Origin of the sequence: Nocardioides sp., from assembly GCF_035481145.1 — a bacterium.
Classification (GTDB): domain Bacteria; phylum Actinomycetota; class Actinomycetes; order Propionibacteriales; family Nocardioidaceae; genus Nocardioides.
In genome coordinates, this window is the sequence record NZ_DATIHB010000187.1 from 1 (window position 1) to 16,798 (window position 16,798).

Sequence of the window (16,798 nt, forward strand, 5' to 3'; positions counted from 1 at the left end):
CGCCGAGCTCGTCGACGTTGGCCGCGAGCCACTCGAGGGCGGCGTACATGTCCTCCCGGGGGAACGGATCGGGGAACTCGGGCGCGAGCCGGTAGTCGACGGTGACCAGGACGACCCCGAGGTCGCTGACCCAGTCGAGCACCAGGTCCAGGCCACTGAACTTGTCGCCGAACATGAGCCCGCCGGAATGGGCGTAGAGGACAACCGGACGACGCCCGGAGCACTCGCGCGACCGCAGGATGGCGGCGGTGACGGTGTCGCCCTCGTGGCCGGGGAAGGAGACGTCGGTGACCTCGATCCGGCGGGCCGCGAACTCCTCGTGCATCGGCGGTGCGGCGTACGACGTCCGCATGAACTCGATCAGGTCAGGCGTGATCGTCGGCGGGAACATGCCGCCGACCACGGCCAGCCCCGCCTTGAGCTCGGCGTCGAACCCGGGCCGCGGCACTGCATGCAGGGTCGTCATGAGCATCTCCTTCATTGTTCTGGAGAGCGTACGGCGGCTCCGCCCGACGGGGACCCGCCAACTGTCGGATCGCTGGGCCGGATCTGCGTCGGTACGTCGGTTGTGGCGGCCGTCACAAGGCGGCGAGGGTGATCGGCATCCACCATCGCCGCACCCAACGAGAGGAACCCCATGAGTGACAAGCTGGCCGCCGCCCTCGACGCCATCGTCCAGAGCGCGTCCCGAGGACCGGTTTCCGGACACGGACGGGTCCCCGGTGTCGTCGCCGGACTCACCGACCGCACTGGTGAGATCTACCTCGGCTCCTCCGGCGTCCGGGATCTTTCGACGGACACGGCCATGACGACTGACACGGTCTTCAACATCTGGTCCACCACGAAGGCCATCACGGGCACGGCCTGCCTCCAGCTGGTCGAGTCCGGTGACCTCGATCTGCACGCTCCGGCCAGGGAGTACGCCCCCGCCATCGCCGAGTTGCAGGTGATCGACGGGTTCGACGTGGCCGGCCAGCCGATCCTGCGTGCACCCGCCAGTGACATCACCACCCACCACCTCCTCACCCACACCGCGGGGTTCGGCTACGACTTCTTCAACCAGACCTACCGCCGTCTTGCCGAGGAGCACGGTCAGCCCAGCGTGGCGACCGCCACTCGCGCCGCCCTGCAGACGCCACTGCTGTTCGACCCGGGCACCCGGTGGGAGTACGGCAGCAACATCGACTGGGCCGGCCAGGTGGTCGAGGGCATCGCCGGGAAGCGGCTGGGGGAGGTCTGCCAGGACCGGATCTTCGGACCGCTGGGCATGACGACCTCCGCGTTCGCGCCGACGGCGGAGATGCTCCGCGGCAAGGCCCGTCATCACCAGCGGGAGGAGGACGGCACGCTGACCCCGAGCGACTTCGAGGCGCCTCCGGTCCCTGACGTCGACTTCGGCGGCCATGGCCTGTTCTCCACGGTTCCCGACTACCTGAGGTTCATCCGGATGTGGCTCAACGAGGGCCGGAGCGCGTCGGGCGAGCAGATCCTCTCGCCCGCGTCCGTCGACCTCGGCTTCCAGAACCAGCTCCCCGACAACCTGCAGGTCACGATGCTGCCGGGCGTCATCGAGTGGCTCTCCAACGATGCCGAGTTCTTCCCCGGGCTCAAGAAGACCTGGTCCTACACGTTCCAGTACACCGAGGACCCGTTCCCGACCGGGCGGCCGACCGGCGCGATCGGCTGGGCCGGTCTGGCTAACCTGTTCTACTGGATCGACCGCGAGAACGGCATCGGTGGCTACTGGGCGACCCAGATCCTGCCGTTCGCCGATGCATCGTCGTTCACGGGCTTCGTCGAGTTCGAGTCGGCCACCTACGCCGGGATTGCCGGCGGCTGACGCGAGCGACGGCGTCGTCCGCACAGTCCGATCCGCGACGCCGGCGACCTGATCAGCGAGGGAGGGGGCCCGCGTTTCTACTCGCCCTCGCGGAGCTCACCTTGATGATGCCGACGCCAACCGCGACCGCGCGGAGATCGTTGCTGAGTCGCTCCGCACCGCCCGAGCGGGGACCACGTCGTACGCCGCGCGAGCAGAGGCCTTCTCGTCGTGAGCGACGATGAGCCCGTGACGAGCGTGTCGGTGGAGCAGGTCGATCCCTACGCCACGGTGTGGCTGCGGCAGCGCGTGCTGCGCCCCCACCAGACGTACGACGAGGTGCTCGCCGAGACCGACGTCCCGGATCTCTTCGCGATCGGGGCGCTCGTCGAGCGCGCGCTGGTCGCGTGCGTGGTGGCCCATCCGGATCCGTTCCCGCCCGGTGCTGGCCTGCCGGAGTCGGCCGCCCCGGAGGGCAGCGCGTGGCGGCTGCGCGGCATGGCGACCGACCCGGTGCAGCAGGGTCACGGATACGGGACGGCGGTGCTCGCCCGCGTGCTGGACGAGCTCCGGCTGCGCGGTGCCGGGCTCGTCTGGTGCAACGCCCGGGTGTCCGCTGAGGGGCTCTACCGGAAGGCGGGGTTCGCGGCCGTCGGCGAGCCGTGGGACGACCCGCAGATCGGTCCCCATGTCCAGATGTGGCGAGCCCTCGAGGGCTGAGGGGTCAGCCGAGCAGTTCGACGACCGCCTTCGCCGTCTTCTTCGCCGAGGCGGGATTCTGGCCGGTGACGAGGTTGCCGTCGGTGACGGCGTATGGGATGAAGGGGAGCTTGGCCTTCTCGTAGCGGGCGCCGCGCTCCTTGGCGAGCTTCTCGGCGTTGTAGGGGACCAGCTCGTCGACCTTGGCGAGCTCCTCCTCGCGCCAGGCGAAGCCGGTCATCTTCCTGCCGGCGATCAGGTACTCGCCGGAGGAGAGCTCCGTGTTGAGCAGGCCGCAGTAGCCGTGGCAGACCGACGACACGACGGCGCCCCGCTCATACATCTCGCGGGTGATCCGCTGCAGCCCCTCGTTGTCGGGGAAGTCGTACATCACCGCGTGGCCGCCGGTGAAGTAGATGGCGTCGTAGTCGGCGGAGTCGATCGCGTCGGGGCTCACCGTGTTCTCGAGGAGCGCCATCCTCGCCGGATCGTCGAGCCAGGCCTTCGCGGTCTTGTCGATGTTGGGGAACTTCAGCGCCCGCGGCTCGAGCGGCACCTTGCCGCCGGCGGGGCTGACCAGCGTCTGCTCGTAGCCGGCCTTCTCGAAGACGTGCCACGCGTGGGTGAGCTCGGAGAGCCACAGGCCGGTGGGGTGGTCGACGTCGTCGTAGTGCGCGACGTTGGTGACGACGAGGAGGACGCGCTTGGCCATGGTTCACTCTTCCGCTCGGTGTCGACGTGCTCCCTCGACGGTACGGCGACCGCCTGAGCACAATTCTGCGCACTCTGTAAAAAACCTCGTCCGAAGGGGTTGTGCTCCGACGCTCGCGGGTTATGCTCACTGTGTTCATAATCCTCAGGAGGCGCCATGACCGAGCAGCCCCGCACCGGTGGCCCCGGCCTGCTCACGGACCGCTACGAGCTCACGATGCTCGCCTCGTTCGTCGCGGACGGGTCGGCGGACCGGAAGGCGGTCTTCGAGGCCTTCGCCCGCCGCCTGCCGAGCGGTCGGCGCTACGGCATCACTGCAGGCCTGGGTCGGCTCGTCGAGCTGGTCGAGGGGTTCCGCTTCGACGCCGACGAGATCGCCTGGCTCCGCAGCGCGGGCGTGATCGACGAGGCCACGGCTGGCTACCTCGCGGACTTCCGCTTCCGCGGCACGATCGAGGCGATCGCCGAGGGCGACCTCTACTTCCCGGGAACGCCCGTCCTCACCGTGAGCGGCACGTTGGGCGAGTGCATCATCCTCGAGACGCTCGTCCTGAGCGTGCTCAACCACGACAGCGCGATCGCCTCGGCTGCCACTCGCATGGTCGCCGCCGCCGGCGGGCTGCCTGAGGACGGCGGCCGTGCCGTCATCGAGATGGGCTCGCGGCGCACCCACGAGGAGGCGGCCGTCGCGACCGCGCGGGCGGCGTACATCGCGGGCTTCGCCTCGACCAGCAACCTCGCGGCCGGCTACCGCTACGGCGTCCCGACCGTGGGCACCGCCGCCCATGCCTTCACGCTCGCGCACGACAGCGAGCTCGCGGCGTTCGCCAGCCAGATCGAGGCACACGGCACGGGCACGACGCTCCTCGTCGACACCTACGACATCCCGACGGGCATCCGCAACGCGGTGCAGGCGGCCCGTGACCGCGGAGCGACCGGGCCCGGGGCGATCCGCCTCGACTCCGGCGACCTCGCCGAGGAGGCGGCGAAGGCGCGTGCGCTGCTCGACGAGCTCGGGGCGACCACCACGCGCATCACGGTGACGAGCGACCTCGACGAGTACGTCATGACCGCGCTGCAGGACGCCCCGATCGACGGCTACGGCGCGGGCACCCGCGTCGCCACCGGCTCGGGGCACCCGACGGCCGGCATGGTCTACAAGCTCGTCGCGATCGAGGAGGAGGACGGCTCGATGCGCCCCGTCGCCAAGAAGGCGCGCGACAAGGCCTCGGTCGGCGGTCGCAAGACCGTCCTCCGCTCGTACGCCGACGGCCTGCTGGCCGAGGAGGTCCACCTCGTCGGTGCGACTGCCACGCCCGACGACCGCCTCAGACGGGTGCAGGTGATGGTCTTCGACCGGGGCGAGGTGGTCCACCGGCCAACCCTGACCGACGTACGCCGCACCTGCGCCGAGGCGCTCGCTGCCCTGCCCGACGAGGCACTCAGCGTCACCGACGGCGATCCGTGGCTGACCCCGACCGTCCTCACTCCCGCCACCCAGGAGGCCTGACATGACCGCATCGACCGCACGGCGCGCGCTGATCGTCGTCGACGTCCAGAACGACTTCTGCGAGGGAGGGTCGCTCCCCGTCGCCGGTGGCCTCGCGGCCGCCGGCGCGATCGCCGAGCACCTGGCCGACAGCGCCGGGCGCTACGACCTGGTCGTCGCGAGCCGCGACTGGCACGACCCCGACAACCTCAACGGCGGCCACTTCCCGGCGCGGGGGGAGCAGCCGGACTACGCCGACACGTGGCCGGTGCACTGCGTGGCCGACACGGCGGGCGCAGAGTTCGCCCCGCCCGTCGCCGAGGCACTCGCCGAGCACGCCGACCTGGTGGTGAGCAAGGGCCGCGGCGAGCCGGCGTACTCTGCCTTCCAGGGTCGGACCGCTGCCGGAGAGACCCTCGAGGCCACGCTCCGCGAGCGCGGCGTCACCGAGCTCGACGTCTGCGGGATCGCCACCGATCACTGCGTCCGCGCCACCGCGGTCGACGCTCGCGAGCTCGGCTTCGGCGTGCGACTGCTCCCCGGCCTCCACGCCGGCGTCGCCCCGGAGACCACCGCTGCCGCACTCGAGGAGATGGCGGCGTGCGGCGTCGACGTCCAGGAAGGGACCAGCCGATGAGCGACCAGCACCCCGCGGCGTACGACGCTTCGGCGTACCCGCCCGTCTTCGTCACCGTCGACCTCGCCGTCTTCACGATCCGCAACGGCGCCCTGTCGGTGCTGTTGATCGAGCGCGGCGACGAGCCGTACCTGGGCAGCTGGGCCCTGCCGGGCGGCTTCATCGAGCCCGCCGAGGACGCCGAGGCAGCTGCGTGGCGCGAGCTCGCCGAGGAGACCGGCGTCGAGCAGTGGGCCGGCCACCTGGAGCAGCTGAAGACCTACTCCGCGCCCGGCCGTGACCCGCGCCACCGCATCATCTCGGTCGCGCACGTGGCCTTCGCGCCCAACCTCCCGGCGCCGGTCGCGGGGGACGACGCCAGTGGCGCCCGCTGGTGGGCAGTCGGCGACGTGCTCCGCGGCGAGGACGCTCCGGCGCTCGCCTTCGACCACGCCGAGATCCTCGAGGACGCGCTCGAGCGGGTCCGCTCCAAGCTGGAGTACACGACCCTCGCGACCGAGTTCGTCGAGGAGCCCTTCACGCTCGCCGAGCTCCACCGGGTGTACGCCGCGGTGTGGGGCCGGCCGCCGTCGCTCGGTGCCTTCCGTCGCAAGGTGATCAGCACGAAGGGCTTCGTCGAGGCGACCAGCACCAAGGGTGAGACCCAGGCGGCCGGTCGTCCGGCCACGCTCTACCGCCGTGGTGGTGCGGCGATCCTCCAGCCGGCGATGCTGCGCCAGCACGCGACGGAGCCGCCGGAGGCTGACTGAGCGACGGGTCAGCGCCCTGTCGCCGAGGGGTGTCGCGCCCGCCGAGCAGCAGCCACCCGGGCGGCGGACCGCCGCGCGCGCTGGACGTCGAGGTCGAGCACCGCGGCCCGTTCGCCGTCGACGGGACGCTGCAGCGGCTTGCGGAGCCGGTATGCCGTCAGGTCGGCCACGCCCTCCGGTGCGACGACCGGGAGCGGCGCCGCAACCAGGTGACCGCGGGCCTGCCGCAGGAGCAGGTCGATCGGGTGGATCGTCATCTCGGACCTCCGCGGTTGGCTGGTGGAGGCCAGCCAACCGCTTTCAGGTTTCGTCCATGTCGCCTGCGTGCGACGTTGGTGGAAACAGCCGTCGTCGTGACCGATATGAACGCAACTTCCGGGTAGCCCCCACCCGGGTTTAACGTGAGGAACATGTCATCTTCCGTCGGTGCGCCCGACCTCGCCAGCCGTCGTTCCACCCGTGAGGGCCACCGCGTGGATCCGGCCCACGCCCGCAGCTGGCAGCTGGTCAACGCGCTGCACACCGACCGGTTCGACGCGGCGCAGCTGGGCCACGCCGACGCCGTGATCCTCGACATCGAGGACGCCGTCGACGACTCGCAGAAGGACGCGGCGCGCGGCCTCGTGCTCGACTGGTTCGGCGCCGGCGGCAGCGCCTGGGTGCGCATCAACGACGTGACGACGCCGTTCTGGGAGGACGACGTCGCCGCCCTCGCCGGCAACCCCGGCCTGCTCGGCGTCATCCTGGCCAAGGCCGAGGCGCCCGACCAGGTCGTCGCCACCTTCGACCGGCTCGGCGCCAAGGCTCCCGTCGTCCCCCTCGTGGAGTCGGCCGTCGGCATCGAGACCGCGGTCGCCGTCGCCCAGGCGCGCGGCGCCTTCCGTCTGGCATTCGGTGGCGGCGACTACCGCAAGGACACCGGCGCGGAGAACACCCCGCTCGCCATGGCCTACCCGCGGTCCCGCCTCGTCGTCGCCTCGCGCATCGGTGGCCTGACCGGTCCGGTCGACCAGCCGACCGTCTCCACCCAGCACGCCGCCGTACGCGAGCACTGCGCCGACGCGGTCTCGCTCGGCATGACCGGCAAGCTCTGCCTCGACCGCGAGCAGCCGGCACTGATCAACGAGGAGATGAGCCCCTCGGCCGCCGACGTCGCGTGGGCCTTCGACTTCCTGGCCGCCTTCGAGGCCGAGGGCGGCGTCATCAAGGACGGCTCCTACAAGCCGCGCATCGCGCGGGCCAACGTCATCATGGAGCGCGCCGCGATCTACCGGATCGCCCCGCCCAGCGCGGAGTGACCAGCGCGAAGTGACGCGTACGCCGGCGCGTGCCGGCGTACGGCTGACTACGGTGGCGCCATGACTGCCGACACCGCCACGGGCCGGATCTGGACGCCGTGGCGCACGGTCTTCGCCTTCGGGCTCGTCAGCCTGGCGGCCGACATGGTCTACGAGGGCATGCGCGCGATGTCCGGTCCGCTGCTCGGCGAGCTCGGCGCCTCGGCGCTGACCGTCGGCCTGGTGACCGGCGCCGGCGAGGGCATCGCCCTGATGCTGCGGCTGCTGACGGGTGCCTGGGCCGACCAGGGCCAGAACCGCTGGCGCCTCACCTTCATCGGCTACGGCATGACGGCGGTGTGCGTGCCGCTGCTGGCGATCACGCCGTTCCTCGGCGCCGCCGGGCTGGCGACGGCCACCGTGCTGATCCTGCTGGAGCGGACCGGCAAGGCGGTCCGGAGTCCCGCGAAGTCCGCGCTCCTCGCCGACATGGCGACGCAGACCGGTCGGGGCAAGGGGTTCGGCGTCCACAAGGCGCTCGACCAGGTCGGGGCGTTCGCCGGGCCGTTGCTGCTCGCAGGCATGGCCGCACTCACCGGCGTCCTCTGGCCGGGCTTCGCGCTCCTGGCGATCCCCGGCGCCCTGTCGATGCTGCTGCTCGTGCAGGTCCGCCGCCGCGCTCCGCGCCTCCCCGGAGACGACGACGGACCTCCGCCGGCGACGAAGGGCGTCCTCTCCGGGCTGCGCACCGCGATCGGCACGGAGCTGCCGGGCGCGTTCCACGTCTTCTCCCTGGCGACCGCCTTCATGACCGCCGGTCTGATGACCTTTGGCGTCATCTCCTTCCGGCTGGTCGACCGCGACCTCGTCGCCGTGGCCGTCGTCCCCCTCGTCTACGCGGCAGCGATGGCGATCGAGGCCGCCGGCGCCCTCGTGACCGGGCAGCTCTTCGACCGGTGGGGCGGGGGTGTCCTGCTCGCAGTGCCCGCCCTCGTCGCCGTGGTGCCGCTGCTCGTCTTCGCTGACACCCTCTGGGTCGTCTTCGCCGGCATCGCGGTCTGGGCCGTCGCCACCGCGATCCAGGACTCCACCGTCAAGGCGTACGTCGCTGACCTCGTCCCCAGTGCACGCCGCGCCACGGCGTACGGCGTGTTCGCGGCGGTGCAGGGCCTTGGCGCCCTCGGCGGGGGCGCGCTGGCCGGAGCGCTGGTGGAGCGCCACCTGCCGGTGCTGGCGGTCGTCGTCGCGGCGATGCAGGTCGTGGCCGCGGTGCTGGTGGGCTGGACGCTCCTGCGCGCCGACCGCCTCACCCGCGCCTGAGCGTCACAGGACCTCCGTCAGCTCACCGGCGGCGTCCAGCTCGAGGACGCGCGTGGGGGCGAGGCGCCTGACGAAGTCGTCGTCGTGACTCACCACCAGCAGCCCTCCGCCGTACGCCGCGAGCGCCTCGACGAGGTGGGTGACGGTGGTGACGTCGAGGTTGTTGGTGGGCTCGTCGAGCACCAGCAGCTGGTGCGGCGGGTCGGCGAGGAGCAGCCGGGCCAGGGAGACCCGGAACCGTTCGCCGCCGGAGAGGGTGCGGACCGGGCGGAAGACGCTGTCGCCGCGGAGCAGCAGCCGGCCGAGCTGGTTGCGGATCGTGCCGGGGTCCGCGGTCGGTGCCACCGCCCGGATGTTGTCGACCGCGCTGAGCCGGTCGTCGAGGCCGTCGAGGCGCTGGGGCAGGAAGCCGACGCGCGTGGTCTCGAGCGTTCCGCTCGCCTGCCCGTCGACGGGCGCGGTGCCGGTCACCAGCTGGTGGAGCAACCGTGACTTGCCGACGCCGTTGGGTCCGGTGAGGACCACCCGCTCCGGCCCCTGGACCACGTGCTCGCGCTCGCGTGACCCGCCGCGCAGCACCGCGAGGCGACGGCTGTTGGGGACGTCCGGGTCAGGCAGGACCAGGCTCACGTGGTCGTCGCTGCGCACTCGCTCGGCGGCAGCCGCGGCCCCGGCACGCGCGTCGGCGAGGCGGGCGTCGTGGCCCGCGCGGAGCTTTGCGGCGGAGTTCTCCGCGGACGAGGCGCGGCCGTTCATGACGATCTTGGCGGCGACCTTGTTGGCGCGGGCCTTCTTCGCGTCGCGGGCACGGTGGGCCAGCTTCGTCTCGGCCTCCTGGCGCTGGCGGCGCTCGACGCGCACCGCCTGCTCGGCGTTCCGCAGGGCCTGGGTCGCTGCCTCCTGCTGCGCCGCCACGTGGGCGCGCCACGCGCCGTACGGGCCGCCGTACGTCGTGAGGGTGGCGCCGCGCAGCTCGGCGGTGGTGTCGAGCTCGTCGAGGAGGGCGACGTCGTGGCTGACGACGACGAGCGTGCCCTTCCAGGCGCGGACCAGCTCGCGCAGGCGGGCCCGGGCCGAGCGGTCCAGGTTGTTGGTTGGCTCGTCGAGGAGCGTGATCGCGAAGCCGCGCAGGCGGAGCCCAGCGGTCGCGACGAGCATCGCCTCGCCGCCGGAGACCTCGCCGACGCGGCGGTCGAGCCGCGCGCCGGGCAGGCCGATCTCGTCGAGCGTGGCGGCGGCGCGAGCGGCGATGTCCCAGGCGTTGCCGACGGTCTCGAAGTGGCGCGGGTCGGGATCGCCGCCCTCGATCGCCTCGAGCGCGGAGAGCACGGGCGTGATGCCCAGCAGGTCGGCGAGGGTCGCGTCCTTGCCGAGGGTGAGGGTCTGCGGGAGGTAGCCCACCTCGCCGCCACGCGTGATCGAGCCACCGGTCGGCGACAGGTCACCGGCGAGCAGGCGCAGGAGCGTCGACTTGCCGGAACCGTTGTCGCCGACGAGGCCGGTGCGGCCCTCGGTGAACGTGCCGGTCAGGTGGTCGAGCGCGAGCGTGCCGTCGGGCCACTCGAGGGTGAGGTCGGTGAAGGACAGGGGTGCTGGCATGGGTGACTCCGGGATTCGGGCAGGGCTCTGCGGGGAGAGCGCCGGACCCGGAGCAGGCAGCTCGACGGGTCAGCGCAGGGAGAACGGCGCGGAACCGGTGCTGCCAGTCAACGTGTCACCTCGTGGCCGGGAATGGGACCTGACCATGATGCGCGACAGCCCGCCGCGCAGCCAACCGGTTTTCCGGCAGGCGCGGGGCGGGCCGTCGACGTACGCCGCGGGTCAGGGGATCCAGTCGAAGACGTCCGGGTCGGGACCCTGGCGTCCGGCCGGGCCCCGGTCGAGACCGGCCAGCTCGGCGACCTCGGCGTCGCTGAGCGCGAAGTCGAAGATCGCGGCGTTCTCGGCGAGGCGCGCGTGACTCATCGACTTCGGGAAGACGATGTCGCCCCGGTCGATCTGCCAGCGGAGCAGCACCTGGGCCGGCGTCTTGCCGTGCTCCGCCGCGATCCGCACGACGGCCTCGTCGGTGAGCTCGCCGCCACCCTGGCCGAGCGGAGACCACGCCTCGACGAGGGCACCGTGGCGCCGGGTCGCCGCGCGGGCTGCCTCGTTGGCGAAGTACGGATGCACCTCGATCTGGTTGACCGCCGGCACGATGCCGGTCTCGGAGACGATCCGGTCGACGTGCTCCGGCTGGAAGTTGGAGACGCCGATCGAGCGGGTCAGGCTGGCGTCGCGGAGCTCGGCGAGCGCCTCCCAGGTGGAGACGAAGTCGCCGTCGTACTGCGTGGGGAGCGGCCAGTGGATGAGGAAGAGGTCGACCTGGTCGAGGCCGAGCAGCTCGAGGGAACGGGCCAGGGACTCCTTGGCCTGCGCCGCCTCGTGGAAGCCGTTGTTGAGCTTGGTGGTCACGTAGACCTCGTCACGCGCGAGGCCGGCCGCGGCGAGGGCGGCGCCGACGCCGGCCTCGTTGCCGTACATCTGGGCGGTGTCGATGTGGCGGTAGCCGAGCTCGAGGGCGTCGGTCACCACGCGCTCGGTCTCGTCGGCGGGCACCTGCCACACGCCGAGGCCGAACTGGGGGATGGAGGTCTGGTCGTTGAGCTGGAGCGCGGGAATGTCCATGGTGGTTGCAACGAGTCAGCCCCTGTCGTATTCCGGGAGCCGAGGAGCGCCGTGGTCCGGACGCAGGGCTGCCCCTAGGCTCGCCGCATGAGCACACGGAAGCGGATCGCAGTCGCCGGTGGCACCGGACTCGTCGGGGCGAAGGTCGTCGCGCGGCTGGAGGCGGCAGGTCACGACACGGTCGCCCTGACCCGGCGTACGGGCGTCGACCTGACCACTGGCGACGGGCTGGAGGAAGCGCTCCGCGGCGTCGACGCGGTCGTCGACTGCACGTCGCTGGAGTCGACCAAGCCGGCCGAGACCACGGCGTTCTTCCGTGCGGTCGCGACCAACCTCCAGCAGGCCGGCACCGCGGTCGGCGTACGCCGGATCGTCACGCTCTCGATCGTCGGCATCGACGGTCTGGGCGGCGCGCCCTTCGGCCACTACGACGGCAAGCGTGCGCAGGAGGAGGCGACCGAGGCGGGCCAGGTGCCGACCGCGATCCTGCGGGCGACGCAGTTCCACGGGTTCGCGGGGCAGCTCATCGACTGGATGGCCAAGGGCCCCGTGTTGGCGTGCCCGAAGCAGCCCGTGCAGACCGTCGACGTCGACGCCGTGGCGGACGAGCTGGTCGCCCTCGCGGTGGAGGAGACGACCGAGCAGCGCGTGCGGGTCGACGTCGCGGGGCCGGAGAAGCGGATGCTGGCCGACCTCGCCCGCGCGATCGCCGAGGCGCGAGGTCGGCGACTCTGGGTGCTGCGGGTCTGGCTGCCGGGGGCCACCGCGAGGAAGGTCCGGGCAGGTGCACTCCAGGCGTCAGCCGACACGAAGATCATCGGCGGCACGTTCGACGAGTGGCTCGCGCGGGAGTACCCCACCCGCTGAGCGCGGGGAGCCCAGCGTCGTCACACCGCTGCGCAACGTCATAGGAGTTGGTCGCTAGAGCGACCAACTCCCATGACGTCAGGCGCCTGGCGTTCGCCATGTGGCATGAGCCGCTCAGGCGACGGTCAGCTCGACCTCGACGTTGCCGCGGATCGCGTTGGAGTAGGGGCAGACCTCGTGCGCGGCCTTGACGAGGGTCAGTGCCGCCTCGTGCTCCATCGCCGGGAGGGTGACCTCGAGCGCGACCGCCAGCCCGAAGCCACCGCTCGGCAGGGCGGTGAGGCTGACGTCAGCGACGACCTCGGAGTCGGTCGCGTCGCCACCGAGCTTGCCCGCGACGAGCTTCAGCGCGGAGTGGAAGCACGCGGCGTAGCCGGCAGCGAAGAGCTGCTCCGGGTTGGTGGCTCCGCCGGGGCCGCCGAGCTCGACGGGCATGCGGACGTCGGCGTCGAGGAGGCCGTCGGTGGACTGGACGTGGCCGTTGCGGCCGTCGCCCGTGGCAGCAGCACTGGTCGTGTAGAGAGTCTTCATGTGCACAACTGTATTGCGCACAATCGAATAGCGCAAGAGGTATGCTCTGGATGTGACCGACCACCCCCAGCTCCAGCTCGACGCCCAGCTCTGCTTCCCCCTCTACGCCGCGACCCGCGCCGTCACCGGTGCGTACGCCGACCTGCTGGGGCCGGTGGGCCTGACCTACCCGCAGTACCTCACCGTTCTGGCGCTCGGAGGCGCTGACGCAGCGCTCACGGTCGGCGACCTGGGCCGCTCGCTGCGCCTCGACTCGGGCACGCTCACGCCGCTGCTGAAGCGCCTGGAGGCCGCCGGTCACGTCGAGCGCCAGCGCGACCCCGTCGACGAGCGCCGCGTGCTCGTCGCCCTCACCGAGCAGGGACGGGAGCTGCGTGACTCGCTCGCAGACGTGCCGCTACGGATGGCAGAGCGGATGGGGCTCGGACGCACGGACGTGGGCGAGCTCCGCCGACTCCTCGGCGCGCTGCTCGAAGGCCTCGACGACCGCCCCTGACGCCGAGGTGGGGCTTGTGGTCACGCGAGGTGGGGCTTGTGGTCACGCGAGGTGGGGCTTGTGGTCAGCGAAGGTCAGGCCGCGTCCTCCAGGAAGACCACGGGCGGGAGCTGCAGAGCGGGGGCATACTGCTCGGCCTCGACGGCCTCGATCAGTGAGCGCACCTGCGAGCGCTCGCCCGGCGGGCACGAGATGCACAGCGACGGCGCGCCAGCATGGTCCTCCAGCGAGTTCGGGTAGCCGGCCGCGGTGAGCTCGCCCCCGACGATCACGGGGTCGACGCCCGGCGGCACCTCCCACGTCACGGTCGGCGTCAGTGGGTCATGGAGTCGCTCGTCGCGCGCCTCCTCCTTGCGCAGCATGCCGGCGATCGAGAGACCGATCATCACGAGCACGGCCGCGCCGATCAGCACCAGGGCGATTGAGGCCCAGACCATCGTCACCACCTCCACGGGTCACCGGTCAGGTACCCCGCCGGGGTCCGACGCACGCACTCGACGTGCAGGTTCGCGCCGCTTCGGCGGGGTGGGCGTGCAGGTTCGCGCCGCTTCGGCGGAGTCGACGTGCAGGTTGGCGCCGCGTCGGCGGGGTGGGCGTCAGTCGAGGCCCTCGAGCGAGTCCGGTACGACGAAGTCGTCGGTGCCGAGCAGCGCGTCGGCGTCCTTGCGGATCGGCATCGCCTCGACGACGAGCTTCGTCAGCTTGGCGGCCGCCTTGCTGCCCGCGGCGGCGGCGTACTCGTCCTTGGTGAACTCCGGGGTCGCGCCGACGGTGGGCCGCTCCGGGAGGGCGATGAGGGCGGGGAGCACCGCCTCGCCGACCGCCGCCTTGCGCTGGTACTTCTCGAACTTCGGCAGGAGCTCCCAGGCGGTCTCCTTCGCCTTGCGCCACGGGGGGAGCGTGGCGGCGAAGAGCTGTTGGGCGACCTTATCGATGCCGACCGTCATCTCCCGCTCGGTGAACTTCATGCGCGCTCCCGGCGGTTGCCGCGGCCGGTGGCCCGGGCGACGACCTCGTCGCCGCGGTAGACCTTGACGACGTAGATGTCCTCCTTGGGCAGGCGGACGTCGACCTTCGCCTCGGCGCGGAGCTGGTCGCCCTCACGCACCGGGCGCAGGTAGTCGATCGCGACGTGGCTGATGACGCCCGAGTGGGTGTCGTTGTTGGCGGCCGCGGCGAGTGCGATGCCGGAGACGGAGAAGAGGAAGGCTCCGTGCGTGGTGCCGTGGGGGTTGAGGTGGTCGGAGGTCACCGTCACGAAGGACTCCGCGTGACCGCCGCCGTGCTGCACGATCTCCACGCCGAGGTGCTTCGCGTAGTTGTCGACCGGAGCGTTGTTCTGGGACGTCATGGGTCCAGTCTGGCCGATGCCCGTACGCCGCCCGGCCCGCGTCTCGGGGTCGAAATCAGGGTCGATCTCAGGGGCTCTCCCGGAACACGGAGGGTGCACCCGTCCGTTTGAATGGATGTCACCCACGAAGGAGCACCCCATGACGCAGAACCCGTCCGGCCCGAACCCGTACGCACCACCGCCGGCCTCGGCCATCCAGCTCACCCCGCAGGAGGAGCGGAGCTGGTCCATCGGCGTCCACGTGGTCACCGGCGCTGCCATGGTGCTGAGCGCCGGAACGCTCGGCTTCGTCGCGGCGCTCGTGGTCTACCTGATGTACAAGGACCGCGGTCCGTTCGTGCGCCACCACTCGGCAAACGCGCTCAACATCCAGCTCACGTCGCTCGTGTGGGGCGTCGCCGTGTTCGTCTTCGGCATCGTCACGATCGGCGTCGGCTGGGCCCTCTTCCTCGTCATCCCGTTCGTCGCCGGCGCCCTCCACCTGCTCGGCGCCATGGCCGCCTTCCGCGGCGAGTGGACCAACCCGCCGCTGACGATCCGCTTCATCCGCTGACCTCGGCTCGAGTGCGCAGGCATGTGGCGACAACAGCCACCTGCGCACTCAAGCCCGGCAGGTCAGGCGTGGCTGAGCGCGAGCTTCGCGGCGAAGCCGAGGAAGACCGCACCCACGGCTGACGTCCCGGCCGCGGAGAGTGTCCGACGTCGCCGGAAGACCTCGGCGAGCCGGGTGCCGAAGAAGATCAACGCGCTCAGGTAGAGGACCGACGTGATCTGGCAGAGAACGCCCAGGACCAGGAAGCTCAGCGCCGGCCAGGCGTAGTCGGGGTCGACGAACTGCACGAAGAAGGCGACGAAGAAGAGGATCGCCTTCGGGTTGAAGAGGCTGATCACGAGCGCGCGGTGGAACGGCCGCTCGCCCGGCGCCTCGATCGGGACGTCGGCCAGCGGGTCCGTCGTACGCCGGCGCGTGCGCCAGGTCGCCCAGGCACCGCGGAGCATGCCGATGGCGAGCCAGGCCAGGTAGCCAGCGCCGACGTACTTCACGACCGCGAAGAGCACGTCGTTGGTCCGCAGCACCGAGGCGACGCCCGCCGCCGTCAGCACCATCAGGACCGTGTCGCCGACCCAGACGCCGGCTGCGGCCGTGTAGCCGGGGCGCGTGCCGCGCCGGGCGGCGACGGAGACGACGTACATCGAGTTCGGGCCGGGCAGCAGGATGATCAGGACCAGGCCGATCAGGTAGGTGGTCAGGTCCGTGATGCCCAGCATGCGTCGATGGTCCCACTCCTCGACGTGGCGGCGCGACGCGACGTACGTTCGGTGCATGACGGGCGAGGTGCACGCGCGACGGATCCGCTTCTCCTATCCCCAGGGGTCACTCGACCGGCACTACGTGCAGGGCGACCTGGTGATGAGCCACGCGGTCAGCGTGCTGTCGGCGATCTTCCCGTCGGGTGAGGACTACTTCATCCGGTCGGTGCGCACCTTCGCCGATGAGGTCACCGACCCGGTGCTCCGCCAGCAGGTGAAGGGCTTCATCGGTCAGGAGATGACCCACGGCCGCGAGCACCGCGAGCTCAACCGTCGGCTCGACGAGATGGGCTTCCCGGCCCACCGCATCGCGCGCAACAGCAAGGGCTGGCTGCTGCGCTACGAGCGCTGGCTCCCGCCGATCGTCCGGCTCGCCCACACCGCGGCCCTCGAGCACTACACGGCGGTCATCGCGGAGACGCTGCTGACCAAGCCCGAGGCGCAGGCGCTGCTCGGCGACAACGAGGTCCGCAACATCCTGCTCTGGCACGCGCTCGAGGAGTCCGAGCACCGGGCCGTGGCCTTCGACGTCTTCCGCACCGTCGGCGGCACCGAACGCCGGCGGCGCCAGGGCTTCCGGATGGCGACTTTCGGGTTGCTGATGGTGACGGTCGGCGGCACGGTCGTCTCGATGTTCCTCACCGACCGCTCGGCGTGGAACCCGGTCCGGCTGGTCCGCTCGCTGCTCCGCCTGCGCCACAACCCCTTCCTGCAGCGCGACGTCGTCACCCGGCTGAGCGACTACCGGCGCGAGGGCTTCCACCCCGATGACCACCCCAACGACGAGCTCGTCGAGCGATGGCGGACCGAGCTCTTCGGACCCGAGGGGTCACTCGCCGACCACCTGCACTGACGCCACGTGACTGGAGCGCGC

General features: G+C 71.5%; 21 protein-coding genes. 11 read left to right on the forward strand and 10 right to left on the reverse strand.

The features are described 5' to 3' along the window. On the reverse strand, window positions 1-466 hold a 466-nt coding region (locus tag VLF38_RS15025; protein WP_325272047.1), incomplete at its 3' end, for an alpha/beta hydrolase. A 171-nt stretch (window positions 467-637) separates the two neighbouring features. Here VLF38_RS15025 and VLF38_RS15030 point away from each other — a divergent pair. Both VLF38_RS15030 and VLF38_RS15035 read left to right on the forward strand, forming a co-directional pair. Further along, window positions 638-1,840, forward strand: coding sequence for a serine hydrolase domain-containing protein (locus tag VLF38_RS15030; protein WP_325272048.1), 1,203 nt, complete (start codon window positions 638-640; stop codon window positions 1,838-1,840). Window positions 1,841-2,068: 228 nt separating this feature from the next. Then, window positions 2,069-2,539 carry a GNAT family N-acetyltransferase gene (locus VLF38_RS15035; protein WP_325272049.1) on the forward strand — a complete coding sequence of 157 codons (471 nt, stop codon included), beginning with the start codon at window positions 2,069-2,071 and terminating at the stop codon, window positions 2,537-2,539. 4 nt (window positions 2,540-2,543) lie between these two features. On the opposite strand, the gene VLF38_RS15040 is transcribed toward VLF38_RS15035, so the two are convergent. After that, complete coding sequence (locus tag VLF38_RS15040) at window positions 2,544-3,230, reverse strand: type 1 glutamine amidotransferase domain-containing protein (protein ID WP_325272050.1); 687 nt, start codon at window positions 3,228-3,230, stop codon at window positions 2,544-2,546. 156 nt (window positions 3,231-3,386) lie between these two features. Between VLF38_RS15040 and VLF38_RS15045 the strand changes: the two genes are divergently transcribed. Genes VLF38_RS15045 through VLF38_RS15055 form a run of 3 tightly spaced genes read left to right on the forward strand, consistent with a single transcriptional unit; the run spans window position 3,387 to window position 6,104 of the window. Next, on the forward strand, window positions 3,387-4,739 hold the full coding sequence (locus tag VLF38_RS15045; RefSeq protein ID WP_325272051.1) for a nicotinate phosphoribosyltransferase: 1,353 nt from the start codon (window positions 3,387-3,389) through the stop codon (window positions 4,737-4,739). Window position 4,740: 1 nt separating this feature from the next. Next, window positions 4,741-5,355 carry an isochorismatase family protein gene (locus tag VLF38_RS15050; RefSeq protein ID WP_325272052.1) on the forward strand — a complete coding sequence of 205 codons (615 nt, stop codon included), beginning with the start codon at window positions 4,741-4,743 and terminating at the stop codon, window positions 5,353-5,355. Continuing rightward, window positions 5,352-6,104 (forward strand): NUDIX hydrolase, encoded by a 753-nt coding sequence (locus VLF38_RS15055; RefSeq protein WP_325272053.1) that lies wholly within the window; start codon window positions 5,352-5,354, stop codon window positions 6,102-6,104. Before VLF38_RS15050 ends, VLF38_RS15055 begins: the two co-directional genes overlap by 4 nt. Before the next feature lie 8 nt (window positions 6,105-6,112). Here the strand turns inward: VLF38_RS15055 and VLF38_RS15060 are convergent, their stop codons facing one another. After that, the gene (locus tag VLF38_RS15060; protein ID WP_325272054.1) at window positions 6,113-6,361 is read right to left on the reverse strand and encodes a hypothetical protein; all 249 of its coding nucleotides are present in this window, start codon (window positions 6,359-6,361) and stop codon (window positions 6,113-6,115) included. 153 nt (window positions 6,362-6,514) lie between these two features. Between VLF38_RS15060 and VLF38_RS15065 the strand changes: the two genes are divergently transcribed. Then, entirely contained in the window at window positions 6,515-7,402 is an 888-nt protein-coding gene (locus VLF38_RS15065) for an HpcH/HpaI aldolase/citrate lyase family protein (protein ID WP_325272055.1), read from the forward strand. Between the two features lie 60 nt (window positions 7,403-7,462). Continuing rightward, window positions 7,463-8,701, forward strand: coding sequence for an MFS transporter (locus tag VLF38_RS15070; RefSeq protein ID WP_325272056.1), 1,239 nt, complete (start codon window positions 7,463-7,465; stop codon window positions 8,699-8,701). 3 nt (window positions 8,702-8,704) lie between these two features. Here VLF38_RS15070 and VLF38_RS15075 read toward each other — a convergent pair whose 3' ends face one another. Both VLF38_RS15075 and VLF38_RS15080 read right to left on the reverse strand, forming a co-directional pair. Then, the gene (locus VLF38_RS15075; protein ID WP_325272057.1) at window positions 8,705-10,300 is read right to left on the reverse strand and encodes an ABC-F family ATP-binding cassette domain-containing protein; all 1,596 of its coding nucleotides are present in this window, start codon (window positions 10,298-10,300) and stop codon (window positions 8,705-8,707) included. Between the two features lie 222 nt (window positions 10,301-10,522). Then, window positions 10,523-11,368 (reverse strand): aldo/keto reductase, encoded by an 846-nt coding sequence (locus VLF38_RS15080; RefSeq protein WP_325272058.1) that lies wholly within the window; start codon window positions 11,366-11,368, stop codon window positions 10,523-10,525. Between the two features lie 87 nt (window positions 11,369-11,455). Here VLF38_RS15080 and VLF38_RS15085 point away from each other — a divergent pair, with 87 nt between their 5' ends. After that, entirely contained in the window at window positions 11,456-12,235 is a 780-nt protein-coding gene (locus VLF38_RS15085) for an SDR family oxidoreductase (protein WP_325272059.1), read from the forward strand. Window positions 12,236-12,349: 114 nt separating this feature from the next. On the opposite strand, the gene VLF38_RS15090 is transcribed toward VLF38_RS15085, so the two are convergent. Continuing rightward, window positions 12,350-12,766 carry an organic hydroperoxide resistance protein gene (locus VLF38_RS15090; RefSeq protein ID WP_325272060.1) on the reverse strand — a complete coding sequence of 139 codons (417 nt, stop codon included), beginning with the start codon at window positions 12,764-12,766 and terminating at the stop codon, window positions 12,350-12,352. A gap of 52 nt (window positions 12,767-12,818) precedes the next feature. Between VLF38_RS15090 and VLF38_RS15095 the strand changes: the two genes are divergently transcribed. Further along, window positions 12,819-13,262 (forward strand): MarR family transcriptional regulator, encoded by a 444-nt coding sequence (locus VLF38_RS15095; protein WP_325272061.1) that lies wholly within the window; start codon window positions 12,819-12,821, stop codon window positions 13,260-13,262. 74 nt (window positions 13,263-13,336) lie between these two features. On the opposite strand, the gene VLF38_RS15100 is transcribed toward VLF38_RS15095, so the two are convergent. From VLF38_RS15100 to VLF38_RS15110, 3 genes are all read right to left on the reverse strand, one after another. Continuing rightward, entirely contained in the window at window positions 13,337-13,699 is a 363-nt protein-coding gene (locus tag VLF38_RS15100; protein WP_325272062.1) for a hypothetical protein, read from the reverse strand. Window positions 13,700-13,858: 159 nt separating this feature from the next. Beyond that, entirely contained in the window at window positions 13,859-14,230 is a 372-nt protein-coding gene (locus tag VLF38_RS15105; RefSeq protein WP_325272063.1) for a hypothetical protein, read from the reverse strand. Further along, window positions 14,227-14,613 carry a hotdog fold thioesterase gene (locus VLF38_RS15110; protein ID WP_325272064.1) on the reverse strand — a complete coding sequence of 129 codons (387 nt, stop codon included), beginning with the start codon at window positions 14,611-14,613 and terminating at the stop codon, window positions 14,227-14,229. The genes VLF38_RS15105 and VLF38_RS15110 overlap by 4 nt, the downstream gene beginning before the upstream one ends. 139 nt (window positions 14,614-14,752) lie before the next feature. Between VLF38_RS15110 and VLF38_RS15115 the strand changes: the two genes are divergently transcribed. Then, window positions 14,753-15,166, forward strand: a complete 414-nt coding sequence (locus VLF38_RS15115; protein WP_325272065.1) for a DUF4870 domain-containing protein — start codon at window positions 14,753-14,755, stop codon at window positions 15,164-15,166. 62 nt (window positions 15,167-15,228) lie between these two features. Here VLF38_RS15115 and leuE read toward each other — a convergent pair whose 3' ends face one another. After that, a complete protein-coding gene (leuE, locus tag VLF38_RS15120) occupies window positions 15,229-15,882 on the reverse strand; it encodes a leucine efflux protein LeuE (RefSeq protein ID WP_325272066.1) in 654 nt (217 codons plus the stop codon). A 55-nt stretch (window positions 15,883-15,937) separates the two neighbouring features. On the opposite strand from leuE, the gene VLF38_RS15125 reads away from it, so the two are divergent. Next, window positions 15,938-16,777 (forward strand): metal-dependent hydrolase, encoded by an 840-nt coding sequence (locus VLF38_RS15125; RefSeq protein WP_325272067.1) that lies wholly within the window; start codon window positions 15,938-15,940, stop codon window positions 16,775-16,777. The last annotated feature ends 21 nt before the right edge of the window (window positions 16,778-16,798 follow it).